A 16012-nucleotide genomic window follows, 5' to 3' on the forward strand; every position below is an offset into this window, starting at 1 on the left:
CGCCCGCGGCCAAGATCGTCCGCCCGGTTCGGCGGTAGCGGTCGTGAGGACTCAACCCTGCTGGAGTATGCGGACCCCCACCCCCAACCCCTCCCCGCAAGGGGGAGGGGAGTCGCATCGCGATCGCGGCCGCAGCCTCGGCTTAGACGCTGCGATCCGGCCGCTTACTGATAGCCCTTCGGGAACGGATCGGGCTCGACCAGGTCGGCGGTCTCGTAGATCAGCTCGTACTGGCCGTCCGCCTTGGCGCGGCCGACGCGGGTCTTGGACCAGAGATGGTGGTTCTCGTGGATCCGCACATAGCCCTCCGGCGCACCCTTGAACTCGATGCCGGGCGAGGCGGCCGCGACCTTGTCGATGTCGAAGCTGCCGGCCTTCTCGACCGTCAACTTCCATAGCCACGGGCCGAGATAGGCGGCCTGGGTGACGTCACCGATCACGGTCTTCTCGCCCCACATCTTCTTGAAGGCGGAGACGAAGGCCTTGTTGTTGGCATTGTCGAGCGACTGGAAGTACTTCATGCAGGCATAGGCGCCCGCGATGTTCTCACCACCGATGCCGTCGATCTCGTCCTCGGTCACCGAGATGGTCAGCAAGGTCTGCTTCGACATGTCGATGCCGGCCGCCTTGAGCTGCTTGTAGAAGGCGACGTTGGAGCCGCCGACGATGATCGCATAGATCACGTCCGGCTTGGTCAGCTTGATCTTGTTGATGACCGAGTTGAACTGGGTGTGGCCGAGCGGGAAGTATTCCTCGCCGACGACCTTGCAGCCCTGCAGATGGCCTTCGATGTGCTTGCGGGCGATCTTGTTCGAGGTGCGCGGCCAGATGTAGTCGGAGCCGAGCAGGTAGAACGTCTTCGCGCCCTTGGTCTTGTTGACCCAGTCGAGGCCGGCAATGATCTGCTGCGTGGCCTCCTGGCCGGTATAGATGACGTTCTTCGACTGCTCGAGGCCTTCGTAGAAGGTCGGATAATACAGCATGCCGTTGTATTGCTCGAACACCGGCAGCACCGCCTTGCGCGAGGCCGAGGTCCAGCAGCCCATCACGGCGGCGCATTTGTCGTTGACCAGCAGCTTCTTGGCCTTCTCGGCGAAAGTCGGCCAATCCGAGGCACCGTCCTCCTGGATGTACTTGATCTTGCGGCCGAGCACGCCGCCGGCGGCGTTGATCTGCTCGATCGCGAGCTTCTCGGCCTGCACCGAGCCGGTCTCGGAGATCGCCATCGTACCGGTGACCGAGTGCAGGATGCCGACGGTCACTTCGCTATCGGTGACTGCAAGGCCGGTGGTATTGACAGCGGAGGTTGCGGGACCGGCGCCGAAGGACGGCCGCGGCATCATGGCGAGTGCCGGGATGGCGGCCATTCCCATCAGCAATTGGCGCCGAAGTGGCGACTTCAGGCCTTTTTCAGTTTCGTCTGACATGAGCACCCCATTCATTGGTTCGAGGACACGCGTTGGGTCAGGCGAAGGATGGCGCGCTTTGTGCAACGCACGGATACGCAAGATTGCGTATACTGCACCGCAAAAGCGCGACGTAGGCTCTACGCAGGTCTTGCGAGGGGCAGGGCGAGGCGTGCGGACGAACCGCTGCGCGTAAGGAGTTGAAGAGTGGCAGGGCGGCAGCGGATCGACCGCGTCAGGCGCCAGTACAACCAGTGGGTCGCCAACCAGACGTTGGAGGACTATGCGCTCCGCTTCACGGCCAAGAGCGCCCGGCGCTGGTCCGCCGCCCGTGTCGCCAACACCGCGCTGGGCGCGATCTCGTTCCTGGCGCTGGAGGCGATCGGCGGCACCATCACGCTGAACTATGGCGTCACCAACGCCACCGCAGCGATCCTGGTCGCCAGTGTCATCATCTTCTGCTGCGGCCTGCCGATTGCCTATCACGCCGCCAAATGCGGCATCGACATCGACTTGCTGACGCGCGGCGCGGGCTTCGGCTATATCGGCTCGACCGTCACCTCGCTGATCTACGCTTCGTTCACCTTCATCTTCTTCGCGATCGAGGCCGTCATCCTGGCATCCGCGCTGGAGATGTGCTTCGGCATTCCGCGACCGATCGGCTATCTGATCAGCGCCGTCGTCATCATTCCGCTCGTCACCTATGGCATCACGCTGATCAGCCGGTTCCAATTGTGGACGCAACCGCTGTGGGTGGTGCTGCACATCCTGCCCTTCGCAGCGATCGCCTATGCGAGCCCGCATTCCTTCGCGGACTGGCAGCAGTTTCCGGGCGAGCACGGCGATCCCCTGGGGCATCTCGACCTGGCATTGTTCGGCACGGCCGCAGCGGTGGTGTTCTCGCTGGTGGCCCAGATCGGCGAGCAGGTCGACTTCCTGCGCTTCCTGCCGCGCGACCGCCGGACGTCGAAGCTCTCCTGGTGGATCGCGCTGTTGTCCGCGGGGCCCGGCTGGATCGTGCTCGGCGCGCTCAAGCTGCTGGCGGGATCATTCCTCGCCTTCTTCGCCCTGAGCCATGGTGTCTCGGCCGACCACGCGGCCGAGCCCGCGCACATGTATCTGGAGGCGTTCCGCTATGTGTTGGCACGGCCTGACCTGGCGCTTGCGTTGACCGGCACCTTCGTGATCGTCTCTCAGATCAAGATCAACGTCACCAATGCCTATGCCGGGTCGATCGCCTGGTCGAACTTCTTCTCCCGTTTGACGCACAGCCATCCGGGACGGGTCGTATGGCTGGTGTTCAACGTCGTGGTCGCGCTGCTCTTGATGGAGATCGGGGTCTATAAGGCGCTGGAGCAGACGCTGGCGCTGTACTCGAACATCGCGATCTCATGGGTCGGCGCACTGGTCGCGGACCTCGTAATCAACCGCCCACTCGGTCTGCGGCCGCAGCAGATGGAGTTCAAGCGCGCCCATCTCTACGACATCAATCCGGTCGGCGTCGGCGCGATGACGATCGCGACGATCGTCTCGATCAGCGCGTTCTACGGCCTGTTCGGCCCGACAGGCAAGGCGCTGTCGACCTTCGTCGCACTCGGCGTTGCGCTCGTTACCGCGCCGGCCATCGCCTATCTCACCGATGGAAAATACTATCTGGCACGCAAACCCAAGCGGAGCTGGCAGAACATCGAGCAGATCCAATGCTGCATCTGTGAGCATCATTTCGAGCCGGAAGACACCGCCTCCTGCCCGGCCTATGCGGGCCCGATCTGCTCGCTGTGCTGCTCGCTCGACGCACGCTGTCACGATCTGTGCAAGCCGCATGCGCGGGCGCAGGCCCAGGTCTCGGCGGCCCTCAGCGGCATGCTGCCGCAATCCGTGCTGGCGAAGATCAACTCGCAGCTCGGGCATTATGTCGGCGTGTTCCTGACTTCAGCCGGATTGGTCGCGCTGACGCTCGGCATGATCTATCTGGAAACGTCGGCGGCCCTGCCGGGCTTCAAGGGCATCATCTCGGACGTGCTGTGGAAGGTGTTCTTCGCCCTGTCCATCATCATCGGCGTGGTGACCTGGCTGTTCGTTCTCGCGCAGCAGAGCCGCCGCGCCGCCGAGGCCGAGACGCGGCGGCAGACCCAATTGCTGATCCAGGAGATCGAGGCGCACAAGCGCACGGATGCCGAGCTGCAGCGCGCCAAGGAGGTGGCGGAGTCGGCCAATCTCGCCAAGAGCCGCTACGTGGTCGGCCTCAGCCACGAGCTGCGCTCGCCGCTGAACGCGATCTCCGGCTATGCCCAGTTGCTCGAGCAGGATACCAGCCTGACACCCAAGCCGCGTGATCAGGTGCGCGTCGTCCGCCGCAGCGCCGATCATCTGTCCGGTTTGATCGACGGCATTCTCGACATCTCCAAGATCGAGGCGGGACGGCTGTATCTGTCGCGCGACGAGGTGCGGCTGAGCGAATTCCTCGATCAACTCGTCGGAATGTTCCGGTTGCAGGCGGCAGCGAAGGGCGTCGACTTCGTGTTCAAGCGGCCGGCTGTGCTGCCGCTGGTCGTCTATGCCGACGAGAAGCGGCTGCGCCAGATCCTGATCAACCTGCTCTCGAACGCGATCAAGTTCACCCAGGTCGGCAGCGTGCAGTTCGTCGTGCACTACCGCAGCCCGGTGGCGGAGTTCGAGGTCATCGACACCGGTCCGGGAATTCAGCCCGACGATCTCGAGCGGATTTTTGCCCCGTTCGAGCGCGGCGCACTCGGCGTCGCGCAGCCGCAGACCGGCACGGGGCTCGGCCTCACGATCAGCCGTCTGCTCGCCGGCGTCATGGGCGGCGACATCAAGGTCGTGAGCAAGGTCGGCGCGGGCAGCACGTTCAAGGTCAAGATCCTGCTGTCGGAGGTCACCAACCCGACGCGGCATCCACCGGTGAAGGCGCCGGTCGCGGGCTATCTCGGCCCGCGCAAGACGATCCTGGTCACCGATGACGATCCGGTGCACCGCGACCTGCTGCGCGAGGTGCTGACGCCGCTCGGTTTCATCCTGTTGAGCGCGCCGGATGGGCCGGCCTGCCTCGGCCTGGCGCAGCACTGCCAGCCGGATCTCTTCGTTCTGGACATCTCGATGCCGGGCATGGACGGCTGGACCGTCGCCGAGACCCTGCGCAGCACCGGCCATCATCAGGCGCGCATCCTGATGACGTCGGCAAGCGCGCTCGAAGCGCATGGACGGCCACTGGCCCAGCCCTTCCACGACAGCTATCTGATGAAGCCGATCGACATTCCGCGGCTGCTGGAGGCGATCCGCCAATTGCTGAAGCTCGAATGGAGCTACCAGACCGACATGCCCGTGGCTCAGCCGCACTGGCGGCCGGATACCGGATCGCGGCCGCCGCTCAAATATGTCGAGGAGCTGATGGGCCTCGGCCAGATCGGCTATATCCGGGCTATCCAGCTCAAGCTCGACGAAATCGGCAGCGCGCATCCCGAGCATGCCGAGTTCGTCGCCCAGATGCGCGCGCTGATCGACCGCTTCGATCTCGATCAGTACATGGCCACTCTGAAGACCCTGCACGCCTATGAGCATTGACAGCAAGAAGCGCGATGTCGCGCTGGTCGTGGACGACTCTCCCGAGACACTTCGGCTGCTCACCGACGCGCTGGATGGCGCCGGGATGACCGTGATGGTCGCGCTCGACGGCGCAGCTGCGATACGCATCGTCGACCAGATCACGCCGGATATCATCCTGCTCGACGCGGTCATGCCAGGCATGGACGGCTTCGAGACCTGCCGCAAGCTGAAGCGCGAGGCTGGTCTTTCCAACGTGCCGGTGATCTTCATGACCGGTCTGGCCGACACCGAGCACATCGTGCAGGGGCTGGAGGCCGGCGGCGTCGACTACGTCACCAAGCCCATCGCCGTCTCGGAGATGCTGGCGCGCATCCGCGTGCATCTCGCCAATGCCAGGATGACGCAGAGCGCGCGCGCCGCGCTCGACGTCTCCGGACGCTTCCTGCTCGCCGTCAACCGCGAGGGCCGGCTGATGTGGGCGACGCCGCAGGCGCAGAGACTCTTGTCCGACAGTTTCGGCAACGCCGAGGAGCTCGTGCTACCGGACGCGCTGCGACAATGGCTGGATCAGGCGCAGAAGGGCAAGGCTGCGGCCAAATCCGCAGCTTCGATTCCGGATCATCCCGAGCTACGCCTGTATTACCTGGGCGGCGCGGGACCGAATGAGGTGCTGCTGCGGCTGGCCAAGGAGACGTCGGGCGAACTGCCCAAGCAGTTCTCCAGCGAGTTCGGCCTCACCACGCGCGAGGGCGAGGTGCTGTCCTGGCTCTCCAAAGGCAAGACCAACCGCGACATCGCGCAGATCCTTGGCCTGAGCCCGCGCACCGTCGACAAGCACCTGGAGCAGATCTACGCCAAGCTCGGCGTCGAGAACCGGACGGCAGCCGCGGCGATTGCCACCGGCGTGACGCGGAGAGAGAGTTGAGGCGGGCCAACGCGCGCGCCCGGACCGAGCTGTCGTCCCGGGCAAGCCCACTGACGCAAAGCGGCAGTGGGCGCCGACCCGGGACCCATACCGCGTGATCCCTCTCGAGGCGGGCCGCACGTTGAGCCTTGTGCCCAACACGTCCGCCTGTGGTTATGGATCCCCGCCTTCGCGGGGATGACACCGTCTTTGGAGCAGCGGCTCGGCCGGCCGCCGTCAGCACTCACCCATAAACAAACGCCGGATCATCGAGATCGATCGCAGGAATCTCGTCCTTCTCGCTCCAGTAATCCTGGCTGTGTTGCCATTCCGGCTTGTCGCCGCGCTTCGGCAGGAGATGCATGTTGCGCATCATGTAGCCGGGATTGAAATTCTCCGGATCGATCCAGGGCAGCAACGGCATGTTGTGATCTTCCGGACGCAGCGCCGGCATCACCTTCTGCACGCCCTTCGCCTTCATGTGCGCGAGCAGCCGGCAGACGAACTCCGCGACCAGATCCGTGCGCAATGTCCAGCTGGCGCGGAAATAGCCGAACACCCAGGCGAGATTCGGCACGCCCGAGAACATCATGCCCCGATAGGTCACGGTCTCGGCGAAGTCGAGCGGCTTGCCGTCGATCGAGAATGCGATGTCGCCGAGCACGCAGAGGTCGAATCCGGTGGCGGTGATGATGATGTCGGCCTTGAGCTCATCGCCCGACTTCAGCTTGATGCCCGCTTCCGTGAAGCGCTCGATCTCGTCGGTGACGACGGAGGCCTTGCCGCTCTTGATGCCCTCGAACAGATCGGCATCAGGCACGAAGGCAATGCGCTGCCGCCACGGGCGATAGCTCGGGGTGAAATGCCTGGCCGCCTGTTCGGGGCCGATGATGGCGCTGATCTGACCGATCAACTCCTTCTTGACCTGCTCCGGCTCCGTCAAGCAACGCTTGGTGAACCAGTCCTGCTCGAACAGGATCTTGCGCCGGACGATCTCGTGAATCCATTCTTCCTTGACCTGCAGCCGGCGCAGCTCCTCGGCGAGTTCGATGGCGTTGCGGCCGATCCGGAAGTAGGTCGGCGAGCGCTGCAGCATCGTGACATGCGCGCATTTGCCGGCGATCGACGGCAGGATCGTGGCCGCGGTCGCACCGGAGCCGATGACGACGACCTGCTTGCCAGTGAGATCGAGATCCTCGGGCCACACTTGCGGGTGCACGATACGGCCCTTGAAGGTCGCCATGTCCCGCCACTCGGGCGTGTAGCCTTTCGAGTGGCGATAGTAGCCCTGGCACATCCAGAGAAAGTTCGCCGTGATCGTCACCGGCTCCTCCGCCCTGCCCTTGACGGCATGAACGGTCCAGAGATTGGTCACGCTCGACCAGCTCGCAGAGAGGATGCGATGGCCATAACGGATGTGACGGCCGAGATCGTTCTCCTCGATCACGTCGCCCATGTATTTGAGAATCTCGTCGGCGGTCGCGATCGGCGGCCCGACCCACGGCTTGAAGCTGTAGCCGAAGGTATGCAGGTCGCTGTCCGAGCGGATGCCGGGGTAGCGATGCGTGCGCCATGTGCCGCCGAAGCTCTCCTGGCTCTCCAGGATGACGAAGCGCGTGTCCGGCAACTGCTTCGTCAACTGATAGGCGCTGCCGATGCCGGAGATGCCGGCACCGACGATGAGCACGTCGAAATGTTCGGTCGCGTGAGAGGACGCGGCCTCCCGGATGGGCGCGATGACGTTCATGGGAGTCCTTGGGCTTTTGATTTGTCGTTTCCTCGCCCGACAGGCTGAACCCGAACACGAGGATGGTCAACCCGCGACGCGCGGCCACAACCCGGCCCTGAACGATCTCAATTTCCGCCGAGCGGCATGCCCCATTGCCGTGCGGTCTGCACGACCCAGCCGCGGTACAGGGTGAGCGGCGTGACTCCGGTCATTCCGCCGCAGCCGTCCGCCAGATTGGGCCCGGTCGACCATGAGATGACACCGATCAACACCTGCACTTGGGCTTGCGCTTGCGGCTGCGTCTCGAAGGCGGGCCCGCCGGAATCGCCGGTGCAGCCGCCGAGTCCCGGCTTGGCACCTTGCGTCATGGGATCGACCAGCCGGATCTGCAAAGTTCCTGGCTTGCCCGTCGCGACCAGCGACGCGGCGCGCACCACGCCGCCGCTCTTGCCGTCACCCGGCAGCGCGACACCGATGCCGGCGACGGTGAAGGCGTTGCCGGCCGCCAATGGCGGCTGTGGCACACCGAGCGGAGTAGGAACGCGCTCCGTCGCAGGCGCCTCCAACTCCAACAGCGCGACATCGGCCGTGGCGCGATGGGCCTGGATCGATTGGGCGCTGAAACCCGGATGCACGGCCACGCGCCGGACCGTCTTCAGCACGGGCTTTCGTTCGCGATCGTATTCCACGATGCGGTAATCGACGCCCGGCTGCACGCAGTGTCCGGCGGTCAGCACCAGCCTCGGGGCGATCAACGCACCGCTGCAGAAATTGCCGCGCGAGCCGACGATGGTGACCACCGAGCGCCCGATGCCGTCATTCAGCGCGGGCGCGTTGCCGACGATCGCAAGGGCCGGCGACGAAAGCAGCAACAGGGCGGCGGTGATCGCGGGAAGCTTCATTGCCGCAGCAATAGCGGTTGCCGGCGATATCGCCAAGTGCGGCGTCCCGTGTTAGCGATCATCGAGGGTATCGAACGAAGGACGGGGCAGTGATGGTCGAGGCGGTGATCTTTGACTTCGGGGGCGTGATGACCACTTCGCCGTTCGAGGCGTTCGCGCGGTTCGAGCGGGAGCGCGGCTACCCCGTCGACATCATCCGCAACACCAATGCCGCCAACCATCTCGAGAACGCCTGGGCGAAGTTCGAGCGCGCCGAGATCGACCTCGATACGTTCGACCGTCTGTTCGCGCAGGAGTCGCTGGCGCTCGCCGGCGCCGCGGTCAGCGGCCGCGAAGTGCTGCCGCTGCTCGCCGGCGATCTCCGCCCCGACATGGTGGAGGCGCTCCGCCGCATCAAGTCGGAGTGCAAGACCGGCTGCATTACCAACAACCTGCCGGCCAACGCGATCGGCAGCCAGGGCGGACGCTCGTTCTACGTCGCGGAGGTGATGGCCCTGTTCGATCACGTGATCGAATCGGCCAAGATCGGCCTGCGCAAGCCCGATCCGCGGATCTATCGGATGATGACGGACGCGCTCGGCGTCAGCCCCGCGGACTGCGTCTATCTCGACGATCTCGGCGTCAACCTGAAGCCCGCTCGCGGGCTGGGCATGACCACGATCAAGGTGGTCAGCGCATCGCAGGCGATTGCCGAGTTGGAAGCAGCGACCGGGCTTGCCTTGCGCTGACTGTCGTGACGCGGGCTTCGCGATAACGGCTATTAGTTGGTCTGTTTCGCCCGCTCGGGAAACGCGGCCAACAATGCCGCACCATCGGCCTGTAGCACGCCGCGTTCGGTAATCAGTCCGCTCACCAGCCGCGCCGGCGTGACGTCGAATCCATAGTTCGCCACGGGCGATCCCGGCGGCACGACGCGCACGGTCTCGATGCGGCCATCAGCGGTGCGGCCCGTCATCTCCGTGACCTCCTGCGCGCTGCGCTGCTCGATCGGAATCTGCCGCCCGTCGGCGACGGCGAAGTCGATGGTCGGCGACGGCAGCGCGACGTAGAACGGCACGCCGTTGTCGTGCGCCGCCAGCGCCTTCAGATAGGTGCCGATCTTGTTGCAGACGTCGCCATTGGCGGCGACGCGATCCGTGCCGACGATGGCGAGATCGACCATGCCGTGCTGCATCAGATGACCGCCGGTGTTGTCCGGAATGACGGTGTGCGACACGCCGTGATGCCCGAGTTCCCAGGCGGTGAGCGAGGCACCCTGGTTGCGCGGCCGAGTCTCGTCGACCCAGACATGGATCGGAATGCCGCGATCATGCGCCAGATAAATCGGCGCCGTCGCGGTCCCCCAGTCGACGGTCGCAAGCCAGCCCGCGTTGCAATGCGTGAGCACGTTGACCGCCTCGCCCGGCTTCTTATGCGCCGCCGCCGCTTCGATCAACGCGAGGCCATGCGCGGCAATGCCCTGATTGATGGTGACGTCCTCGCCGGCGATGTCCACGGCGCGCGCATAGGCCGCATCGCGCCGCTCCGACGGCGCCAGACGACGCAGCATCGCGCTCATCGTATCGAGCGCCCATTTCAGGTTGATCGCGGTCGGCCGCGTCGCGATCAGCATCTCGTAGGCGCGGTCGATGCCGGGATCGGAGCGGTCGTCGCGCATCGCCAGCGCCATGCCGAACGCAGCCGTGGCGCCGATGAGGGGCGCGCCGCGGACCAGCATGTTGCGGATCGCATCCGCTGCCTCCTCGCAGGTGGTGATCTTCGCCAGGACGAACTCGTGCGGGAGCCGCCGCTGATCGATCGCACAGACCGACCAGCCGTCCGCATCGAGCCAGATGCTGCGATAGTGCTTACCGTCGACCTTCATGTCCGCCCCTCCCTCAGCCGCGCAGGATGCGTCCGGCGACCGCGTCGAGCTTTTTCAGGAGCTCGGGATCGCGCGCCTCCGGCGTGGTGATCAAGGCGGTATCGAGCGCTCGGTCGGAGCCGATCGGACACGGCTCGTGCTCGCGCGGAAATTCACGGGCGAGACGCGCCACCAGCGCCTTCGCCTTGTCGGCATTGGTGGTGAGCACGCGAATGATGTCCTGCACCGTGACCGCGTCATGGTCCGGATGCCAGCAATCGAAGTCGGTCACCATGGCGACGGTCGCGTAGCAGATCTCGGCCTCGCGGGCGAGCTTGGCCTCGGGCATGTTGGTCATGCCGATCACCGAATAGCCTGCGCTCTTGTAGGTCATGCTCTCCGCGTAGGTGGAGAATTGCGGTCCCTCCATGCAGACATAGGTGCCGCCGCGGGCGATCGCGATGTCCTCTGCCTCGGCCGCCGCAGCCAGATGGATGCGCAGCCGCGGCGATACCGGATGGGCCATCGACACATGCGCGACGCATCCCTTGCCGAAGAACGAGCTCTCGCGCTTGTAGGTGCGATCGACGAACTGGTCCACAAGCACGAACGTGCCCGGCGGCAGCTCCTCCTTGAACGAGCCGCAGGCCGACAGCGACACCAGATCGGTGACCCCGGCGCGCTTCAGCACATCGATGTTGGCGCGGTAGTTGATGTCCGACGGCGACAGCCGGTGTCCCTTGTCGTGGCGCGGCAGGAACACGATCGGCAGGCCGGCAATGGTTCCGCGGCGCAGCGGCGCCGACGGCTCACCCCAGGGGCTCGCGATCGCCTCTTCGCGGGCATCTTCCAATCCCGGCAAATCATAGATGCCCGAACCGCCGATAATGCCAAGCACAGCCTTCGTCATGACGTCCCCATCTCCAAGGGAGTCGAGAATGCCAGCTTTGCGCCGGATTGAAAACAGCCGGCCGAAAGACTGCCCCGCGTTGCCTTCGGATCAGGCCGCCTTGGCCGCCGCCAGATGACCGCTCACCAGACGCACCAGCGTCGCGACCGACTGGAAATTTTCCGGCGTGATCAGCTCCTGCGGAATGGTGAAGTCGAACTCCGCTTCGATCCCCAGCATCAGGTTGACCATGTCCATCGAGGTCAACCCGACATCCACCAGCTTCGCATCGGCCGCCACGTCGGCGGATATCGCATTCTGCGCGAGGATGTCGCGCACCAGCGTGACGATCCGGCTGCTCACATCGGCTTCGAAGCTTGGCATGCTCACTCTCTGTTTTTTACAACGCGCGAGGACCTGCGACCTCGCCGCAGATCGTCGGCCTGACATAACGCACGTCTGCCCCCGAAAGCGTTACGTCCAGACCCTGCTGCCAGAATGAATCTGCTTTAACGCTAACGCGGTGGTGAGGATTCTCGCACTCAAAAAAACCAGGAATTAACCCCCACCCGTCGATTGCACAGCGTTTACCCTGAATTTCGTCGACGTATTTGAATCAAATCCATACCCTGCGTTGTAGCCCAGGGAAGGCGCAGGGCATCGGTGCAACGTGACGGGATGCGCGTTGCCGATCTCTCAACAAGGCAAAATCCGGAGCATTGATCGGTCATGACTCTCCAGGGAACCGCGCTTCGCAACCCGACCGCTGACGACAGCGATAGCCTCCTGCTCGATCGCAGCTCGCTCTTTGCCCAGCGCACCAGCGCCGTTGCCGCGCTGGCTGCCGCGGAGGCAGAGGAGGTCGACCGGGACGGCCGCTTCCCCAAGGCGGCGATCGATGCGGCCCGCGAGCACAAGCTGCTCGGCATGCAGATTCCGGTCGAGTTCGGCGGCTTCGGCGCGTCGATACACGACATTGCCGATGTCTGCTACGCGCTCGGCAGCGCCTGCGCTTCCAGCGCCATGATCTTTGCCATGCATCAGACCAAGGTCGCCTGCCTCGTGCGCCACGGACGCGGAAGCCCCTACATGGAATCCCTGATGCGCCGGATCGCGTCCGAGCAGCTGCTGATGGCCTCGTCCACCACCGAGGGCCAGAACGGCGGCAACATCCGCGCCAGCGCTGCGGCGGTCGGCCAAGACGGCAACGGCATCACGCTGCTGCGCGACGCCACCGTGATCTCCTACGGCGCCGAAGCCGATGGTCTCGTCACGATCGCGCGGCGCGCCGACGGCGCAGCGGCGTCGGATCAAGTGCTGCTGGCGCTGACGAAGCACGACTACACGATCAAGCGCACCCAGGGCTGGGAAACGCTCGGCATGCGCGGCACCTGCTCGACGGGCTTCGAGCTCAAGGTCGCTTGTCCGTCGGACCGGATGTTCGCCGAGTCGTATGACCGCATTCACGGCCAGACCATGACGCCGTTCGCCCATCTCTGCTGGTCGTCAGCCTGGGCCGGGATCGCCGCCGCGGCGGTGCAACGGGCGCAGCGCTTCCTGCGCAAGGCGGCACGCGGCGCCGGCGGACAGATGCCGCCGGCTGCTGCCCACTACACCGCGGCGAAGATGGCGCTGGCCCGGCTGCGCGCGATGATCGTCACGAACATGGACGCCTTCGCCGCCCACGAGTTCGACGAGCGCGCGCTGTCATCGCTCGACTTCCAGTCTTCGATCACGCTGCTGAAGGTGCAGGCGTCCGAGCTCGCGGTCGAGACCGTGATGCATGCGATGCGCGCCTGCGGCCTGTCGGGCTACCGCAATGACGGCGACTTCTCGATCGGCCGTCACCTCCGCGACGTGCTGTCGGCGCCCATCATGATCAACAATGATCGCATTCTCACCAACATCGCCACGGCGAACCTCATGAGCGCGGTGCCCTCTTCGCTCTACGAATGATCGTATCTCAGCCATTGCCTCCACCCAGGATTTTGCAGAATGACGATTCCCGTTCTCCCGCAGTCGCCCGAAATTGCCCCGCAGGCGGTCGACGCTCTGGATCATCTCACCGACGCCCTGTTCCATCGCATGGGCGCCGATGGCGTCTATGCCCGCACCGCGCTGTATGAAGGCGTGGTCGATCGGCTGGCTGCGCTGATCAGCCGGCATCGCGAGCCGGGCACCGAGGTGATGCGCTTCCCGCCGGTGATGAGCCGTGCACAGCTGGAGAAATCCGGCTACCTCAAGAGCTTTCCCAACCTGCTCGGCTGCGTCTGCGGCCTGCATGGCACCGAGCGCGACATTCACGACGCTGTTGCGCGCTTCGATAGAGGCGGCGACTGGACCACGTCGCTGTCGCCCGCCGATCTCGTGCTGTCGCCGGCAGCCTGCTATCCGGTCTATCCGATCGCGGCGAGCCGCGGCGCCCTGCCCGTCGGCGGCCTGCGCTTCGACGTCGCGGCCGACTGCTTCCGCCGTGAGCCGTCGCGTCATCTCGACCGGCTGCAGTCCTTCCGGATGCGGGAATATGTCTGCATCGGCACGCCCGACGACGTCTCGGAATTCCGCGACCGCTGGATGGTGAAGGCGCAGGCGATCGCGCGGGATCTCGGCCTGTCATTCCGCGTCGATCACGCCAGCGATCCGTTCTTTGGCCGCGTCGGCCAGATCAAGGCCGTCAGCCAGAAGCAGCAGTCGCTGAAGTTCGAGCTGCTGGTGCCGCTGCGCTCGGAGGAGCAGCCGACCGCCTGCATGAGCTTCAACTATCACCGCGAGCATTTCGGCACCACCTGGGGCATTTCCGATGCCGGCGGCGCACCGGCCCACACCGGTTGCGTGGCCTTCGGCATGGACCGCCTCGCCGTCGCCCTGTTCCACACCCACGGCATCGACCTCGGGCGCTGGCCGTCGCGCGTGCGCGAGGCGCTGCAGCTGGAGCGTCAGCCGGACGTCGTCGGCTGACACCGCGCCCGCCTCGACGGGAGATCGGCAAACAATCCCATGGCCGCGCTCAAGCCGCTGATCCGATGCCGCGAGATCGGGGACTCCGATATCGAGGCGGTCACCGATCTGTTGACGCGCGGCTTCCCACGGCGATCGCGCGACTACTGGGCGCGCGGCCTGCAGCGCCAGGCGGCGCGGACGGTCCCTGAAGGTTACCCCCGCTACGGCTACCTGCTCGAGCATGACGGCGCGGCGGTCGGCGTGCTGCTCCTGGTCTATCACGATCGCGGCACGGCCTCGCAGCCTCGGATCTGGTGCAACCTGTCGAGCTGGTATGTCGAGCCGCCGTTTCGCAACTATGCGACGATGCTGACCAGGATCGCCCAGCGGCGCTCCGAGGTCACCTACGTCAACATCAGCGCCGCGCGCCAGACCTGGCCGATCATCGAGGCACAGGGCTTCCGCTCCTATTGCCGCGGCCTGTACTTTTCGGTTCCGGTGCTTTCGATGGCCGGCCAAGGCACGCGAGTCGATCTGGTCGCGGCGGACGCGCACACCGTGGAGGGCATTTCATCCGACGAAGCGGACCTGCTGATCCGCCACGCGAACTATGGCTGCCTCAGCGTCGTCGTGAGATCGAAGCAGGTCGATATTCCCCTGGTCTTTCAGCAGGTGCGCGCCCGACAGGGGCGTTTCGCATTGCCGGCGATGCAGCTGGTATACTGCCGCGAGATCTCCGACTACGTTGCCTGCGCCGGAGCGATCGGCCGCTTCCTGATGCGGCGCGGGCGGGTGTCGGTGATGATCGATGCCAATGGACCGGTCGCTGGGTTGGTCGGGGTCTACACGGAACGCCGCGGCCGCAAGTATATCAAGGGACCGCAGCCGGCGCGGCTCGGTGATCTCAGCGACACCGAGCTTGCCATTTTTGGCGCCTGACCTAGGCCGCCGCTCTGACCGCATGGGCATAGTCCCAGTACAACCGTCGCGCCCGGCTGAAGACGGGGCCGATCGGCAATGTCCGGTCTTCGATACGAATGACCGGCGCGACCTTGGCGAAATTGCCGGATGAGAAGATCTCGTCGGCAGACAGGAAGTCCTCGTAGCGCAGCGTCGTCTCGACGACGCTGACGCCGTCGCTCCGCAGCAGCTCGATGACGCGCTGGCGGGTGATGCCGTTGAGGAAGGTGCCGTTCGGCACCGGGGTGAAGACGACGCCATCCCTGACCATGAACACGTTGGCATTGCCGAACTCGGCAACGTTGCCCAGCAGATCCAGCATCAGGCAGTTGTTGAAGCCGCGCGAGGCCGCCTCGATCAGCGCACGCGAATTGTTCGGATAGAGACAGGCAGCCTTGGCGTCGACCGGTGCGCATTCTGCGGTCGGTCTGCGGAAGGGCGACAGCGTGATGGCGTTGCCAGTCGGCTGCGGCATCGGTGCCTCGTAGATGCACAGGCACCAATTGGTGGTTTCGGGATCGAACAAGACCCCGCCGCCGGCGCCGTGCTGCGCCCAGTACATCGGGCGGATGTAGAGCTCGGCCCTCGCGCCGAACCGGGCGATACCCTCCCGCGCCAGCCCCAACCAGGTCTCCACGTCGATCACCGGCTTGAGCCGGAAGTTGCTCGCCGACCGGTTGACGCGCTCGCAGTGACGGTCGAGATCGGGCGTCACGCCTTCGAAGGCGCGCGCACCGTCGAACACGGTCGATGCGAGCCACGTCGCGTGCGTGCGCACGCCCATGATCGGCGCATTGCCCTCCCGCCATTCACCCTCGAAGAAGGTCCAGGTCTGCGAGTAGCTGACAGGCTTGACGATGTGGGTCATGGCGACA

13 protein-coding genes are annotated in these 16012 nt (G+C 65.2%); 6 read left to right on the forward strand and 7 right to left on the reverse strand.

Going from position 1 to position 16012, the window contains the following annotated elements:
- Positions 1 to 164: 164 nt before the first annotated feature.
- Positions 165 to 1427 carry an urea ABC transporter substrate-binding protein gene (urtA, locus tag QX108_RS16520; RefSeq protein WP_035659303.1) on the reverse strand — a complete coding sequence of 421 codons (1263 nt, stop codon included), beginning with the start codon at positions 1425 to 1427 and terminating at the stop codon, positions 165 to 167.
- A 186-nt stretch (positions 1428 to 1613) separates the two neighbouring features.
- On the opposite strand from urtA, the gene QX108_RS16525 reads away from it, so the two are divergent.
- Positions 1614 to 4988 carry an ATP-binding protein gene (locus QX108_RS16525; RefSeq protein WP_315780647.1) on the forward strand — a complete coding sequence of 1125 codons (3375 nt, stop codon included), beginning with the start codon at positions 1614 to 1616 and terminating at the stop codon, positions 4986 to 4988.
- Positions 4978 to 5895, forward strand: coding sequence for a response regulator transcription factor (locus tag QX108_RS16530; RefSeq protein ID WP_315780648.1), 918 nt, complete (start codon positions 4978 to 4980; stop codon positions 5893 to 5895). The genes QX108_RS16525 and QX108_RS16530 overlap by 11 nt, the downstream gene beginning before the upstream one ends.
- A 223-nt stretch (positions 5896 to 6118) precedes the next feature.
- On the opposite strand, the gene QX108_RS16535 is transcribed toward QX108_RS16530, so the two are convergent.
- A complete protein-coding gene (locus QX108_RS16535) occupies positions 6119 to 7621 on the reverse strand; it encodes an NAD(P)/FAD-dependent oxidoreductase (protein WP_315780649.1) in 1503 nt (500 codons plus the stop codon).
- 107 nt (positions 7622 to 7728) lie between these two features.
- Positions 7729 to 8505 (reverse strand): S1 family peptidase, encoded by a 777-nt coding sequence (locus QX108_RS16540; protein ID WP_315780650.1) that lies wholly within the window; start codon positions 8503 to 8505, stop codon positions 7729 to 7731.
- A gap of 92 nt (positions 8506 to 8597) precedes the next feature.
- Here QX108_RS16540 and QX108_RS16545 point away from each other — a divergent pair, with 92 nt between their 5' ends.
- Positions 8598 to 9233: an HAD-IA family hydrolase gene (locus QX108_RS16545; protein WP_315780651.1), complete on the forward strand. Its 636-nt coding sequence runs from the start codon at positions 8598 to 8600 to the stop codon at positions 9231 to 9233.
- A gap of 32 nt (positions 9234 to 9265) precedes the next feature.
- On the opposite strand, the gene mtnA is transcribed toward QX108_RS16545, so the two are convergent.
- The 3 genes from mtnA to QX108_RS16560 all read right to left on the reverse strand — a co-directional run bounded on the left by mtnA (position 9266) and on the right by QX108_RS16560 (position 11621).
- Positions 9266 to 10369 (reverse strand): S-methyl-5-thioribose-1-phosphate isomerase, encoded by a 1104-nt coding sequence (gene mtnA / locus QX108_RS16550; RefSeq protein ID WP_315780652.1) that lies wholly within the window; start codon positions 10367 to 10369, stop codon positions 9266 to 9268.
- A 13-nt stretch (positions 10370 to 10382) separates the two neighbouring features.
- Positions 10383 to 11258, reverse strand: a complete 876-nt coding sequence (locus QX108_RS16555) for an S-methyl-5'-thioadenosine phosphorylase (protein ID WP_315780654.1) — start codon at positions 11256 to 11258, stop codon at positions 10383 to 10385.
- 90 nt (positions 11259 to 11348) lie between these two features.
- On the reverse strand, positions 11349 to 11621 hold the full coding sequence (locus QX108_RS16560; RefSeq protein ID WP_172110394.1) for a phosphopantetheine-binding protein: 273 nt from the start codon (positions 11619 to 11621) through the stop codon (positions 11349 to 11351).
- A 345-nt stretch (positions 11622 to 11966) separates the two neighbouring features.
- Between QX108_RS16560 and QX108_RS16565 the strand changes: the two genes are divergently transcribed.
- Genes QX108_RS16565 through QX108_RS16575 form a run of 3 tightly spaced genes read left to right on the forward strand, consistent with a single transcriptional unit; the run spans position 11967 to position 15116 of the window.
- Entirely contained in the window at positions 11967 to 13193 is a 1227-nt protein-coding gene (locus tag QX108_RS16565; protein WP_315780656.1) for an acyl-CoA dehydrogenase family protein, read from the forward strand.
- A gap of 39 nt (positions 13194 to 13232) precedes the next feature.
- The gene (locus QX108_RS16570) at positions 13233 to 14195 is read left to right on the forward strand and encodes an amino acid--[acyl-carrier-protein] ligase (RefSeq protein ID WP_315780657.1); all 963 of its coding nucleotides are present in this window, start codon (positions 13233 to 13235) and stop codon (positions 14193 to 14195) included.
- 39 nt (positions 14196 to 14234) lie between these two features.
- On the forward strand, positions 14235 to 15116 hold the full coding sequence (locus QX108_RS16575) for an acyl-CoA acyltransferase (RefSeq protein WP_315780659.1): 882 nt from the start codon (positions 14235 to 14237) through the stop codon (positions 15114 to 15116).
- A 1-nt stretch (position 15117) separates the two neighbouring features.
- Here QX108_RS16575 and QX108_RS16580 read toward each other — a convergent pair whose 3' ends face one another.
- Positions 15118 to 16005 (reverse strand): branched-chain amino acid aminotransferase, encoded by an 888-nt coding sequence (locus tag QX108_RS16580; protein ID WP_315780661.1) that lies wholly within the window; start codon positions 16003 to 16005, stop codon positions 15118 to 15120.
- Between the last annotated feature and the right edge of the window lie 7 nt (positions 16006 to 16012).

Source organism: Bradyrhizobium sp. SZCCHNR1002, assembly GCF_032381435.1.
Classification (GTDB): domain Bacteria; phylum Pseudomonadota; class Alphaproteobacteria; order Rhizobiales; family Xanthobacteraceae; genus Bradyrhizobium; species Bradyrhizobium aeschynomenes.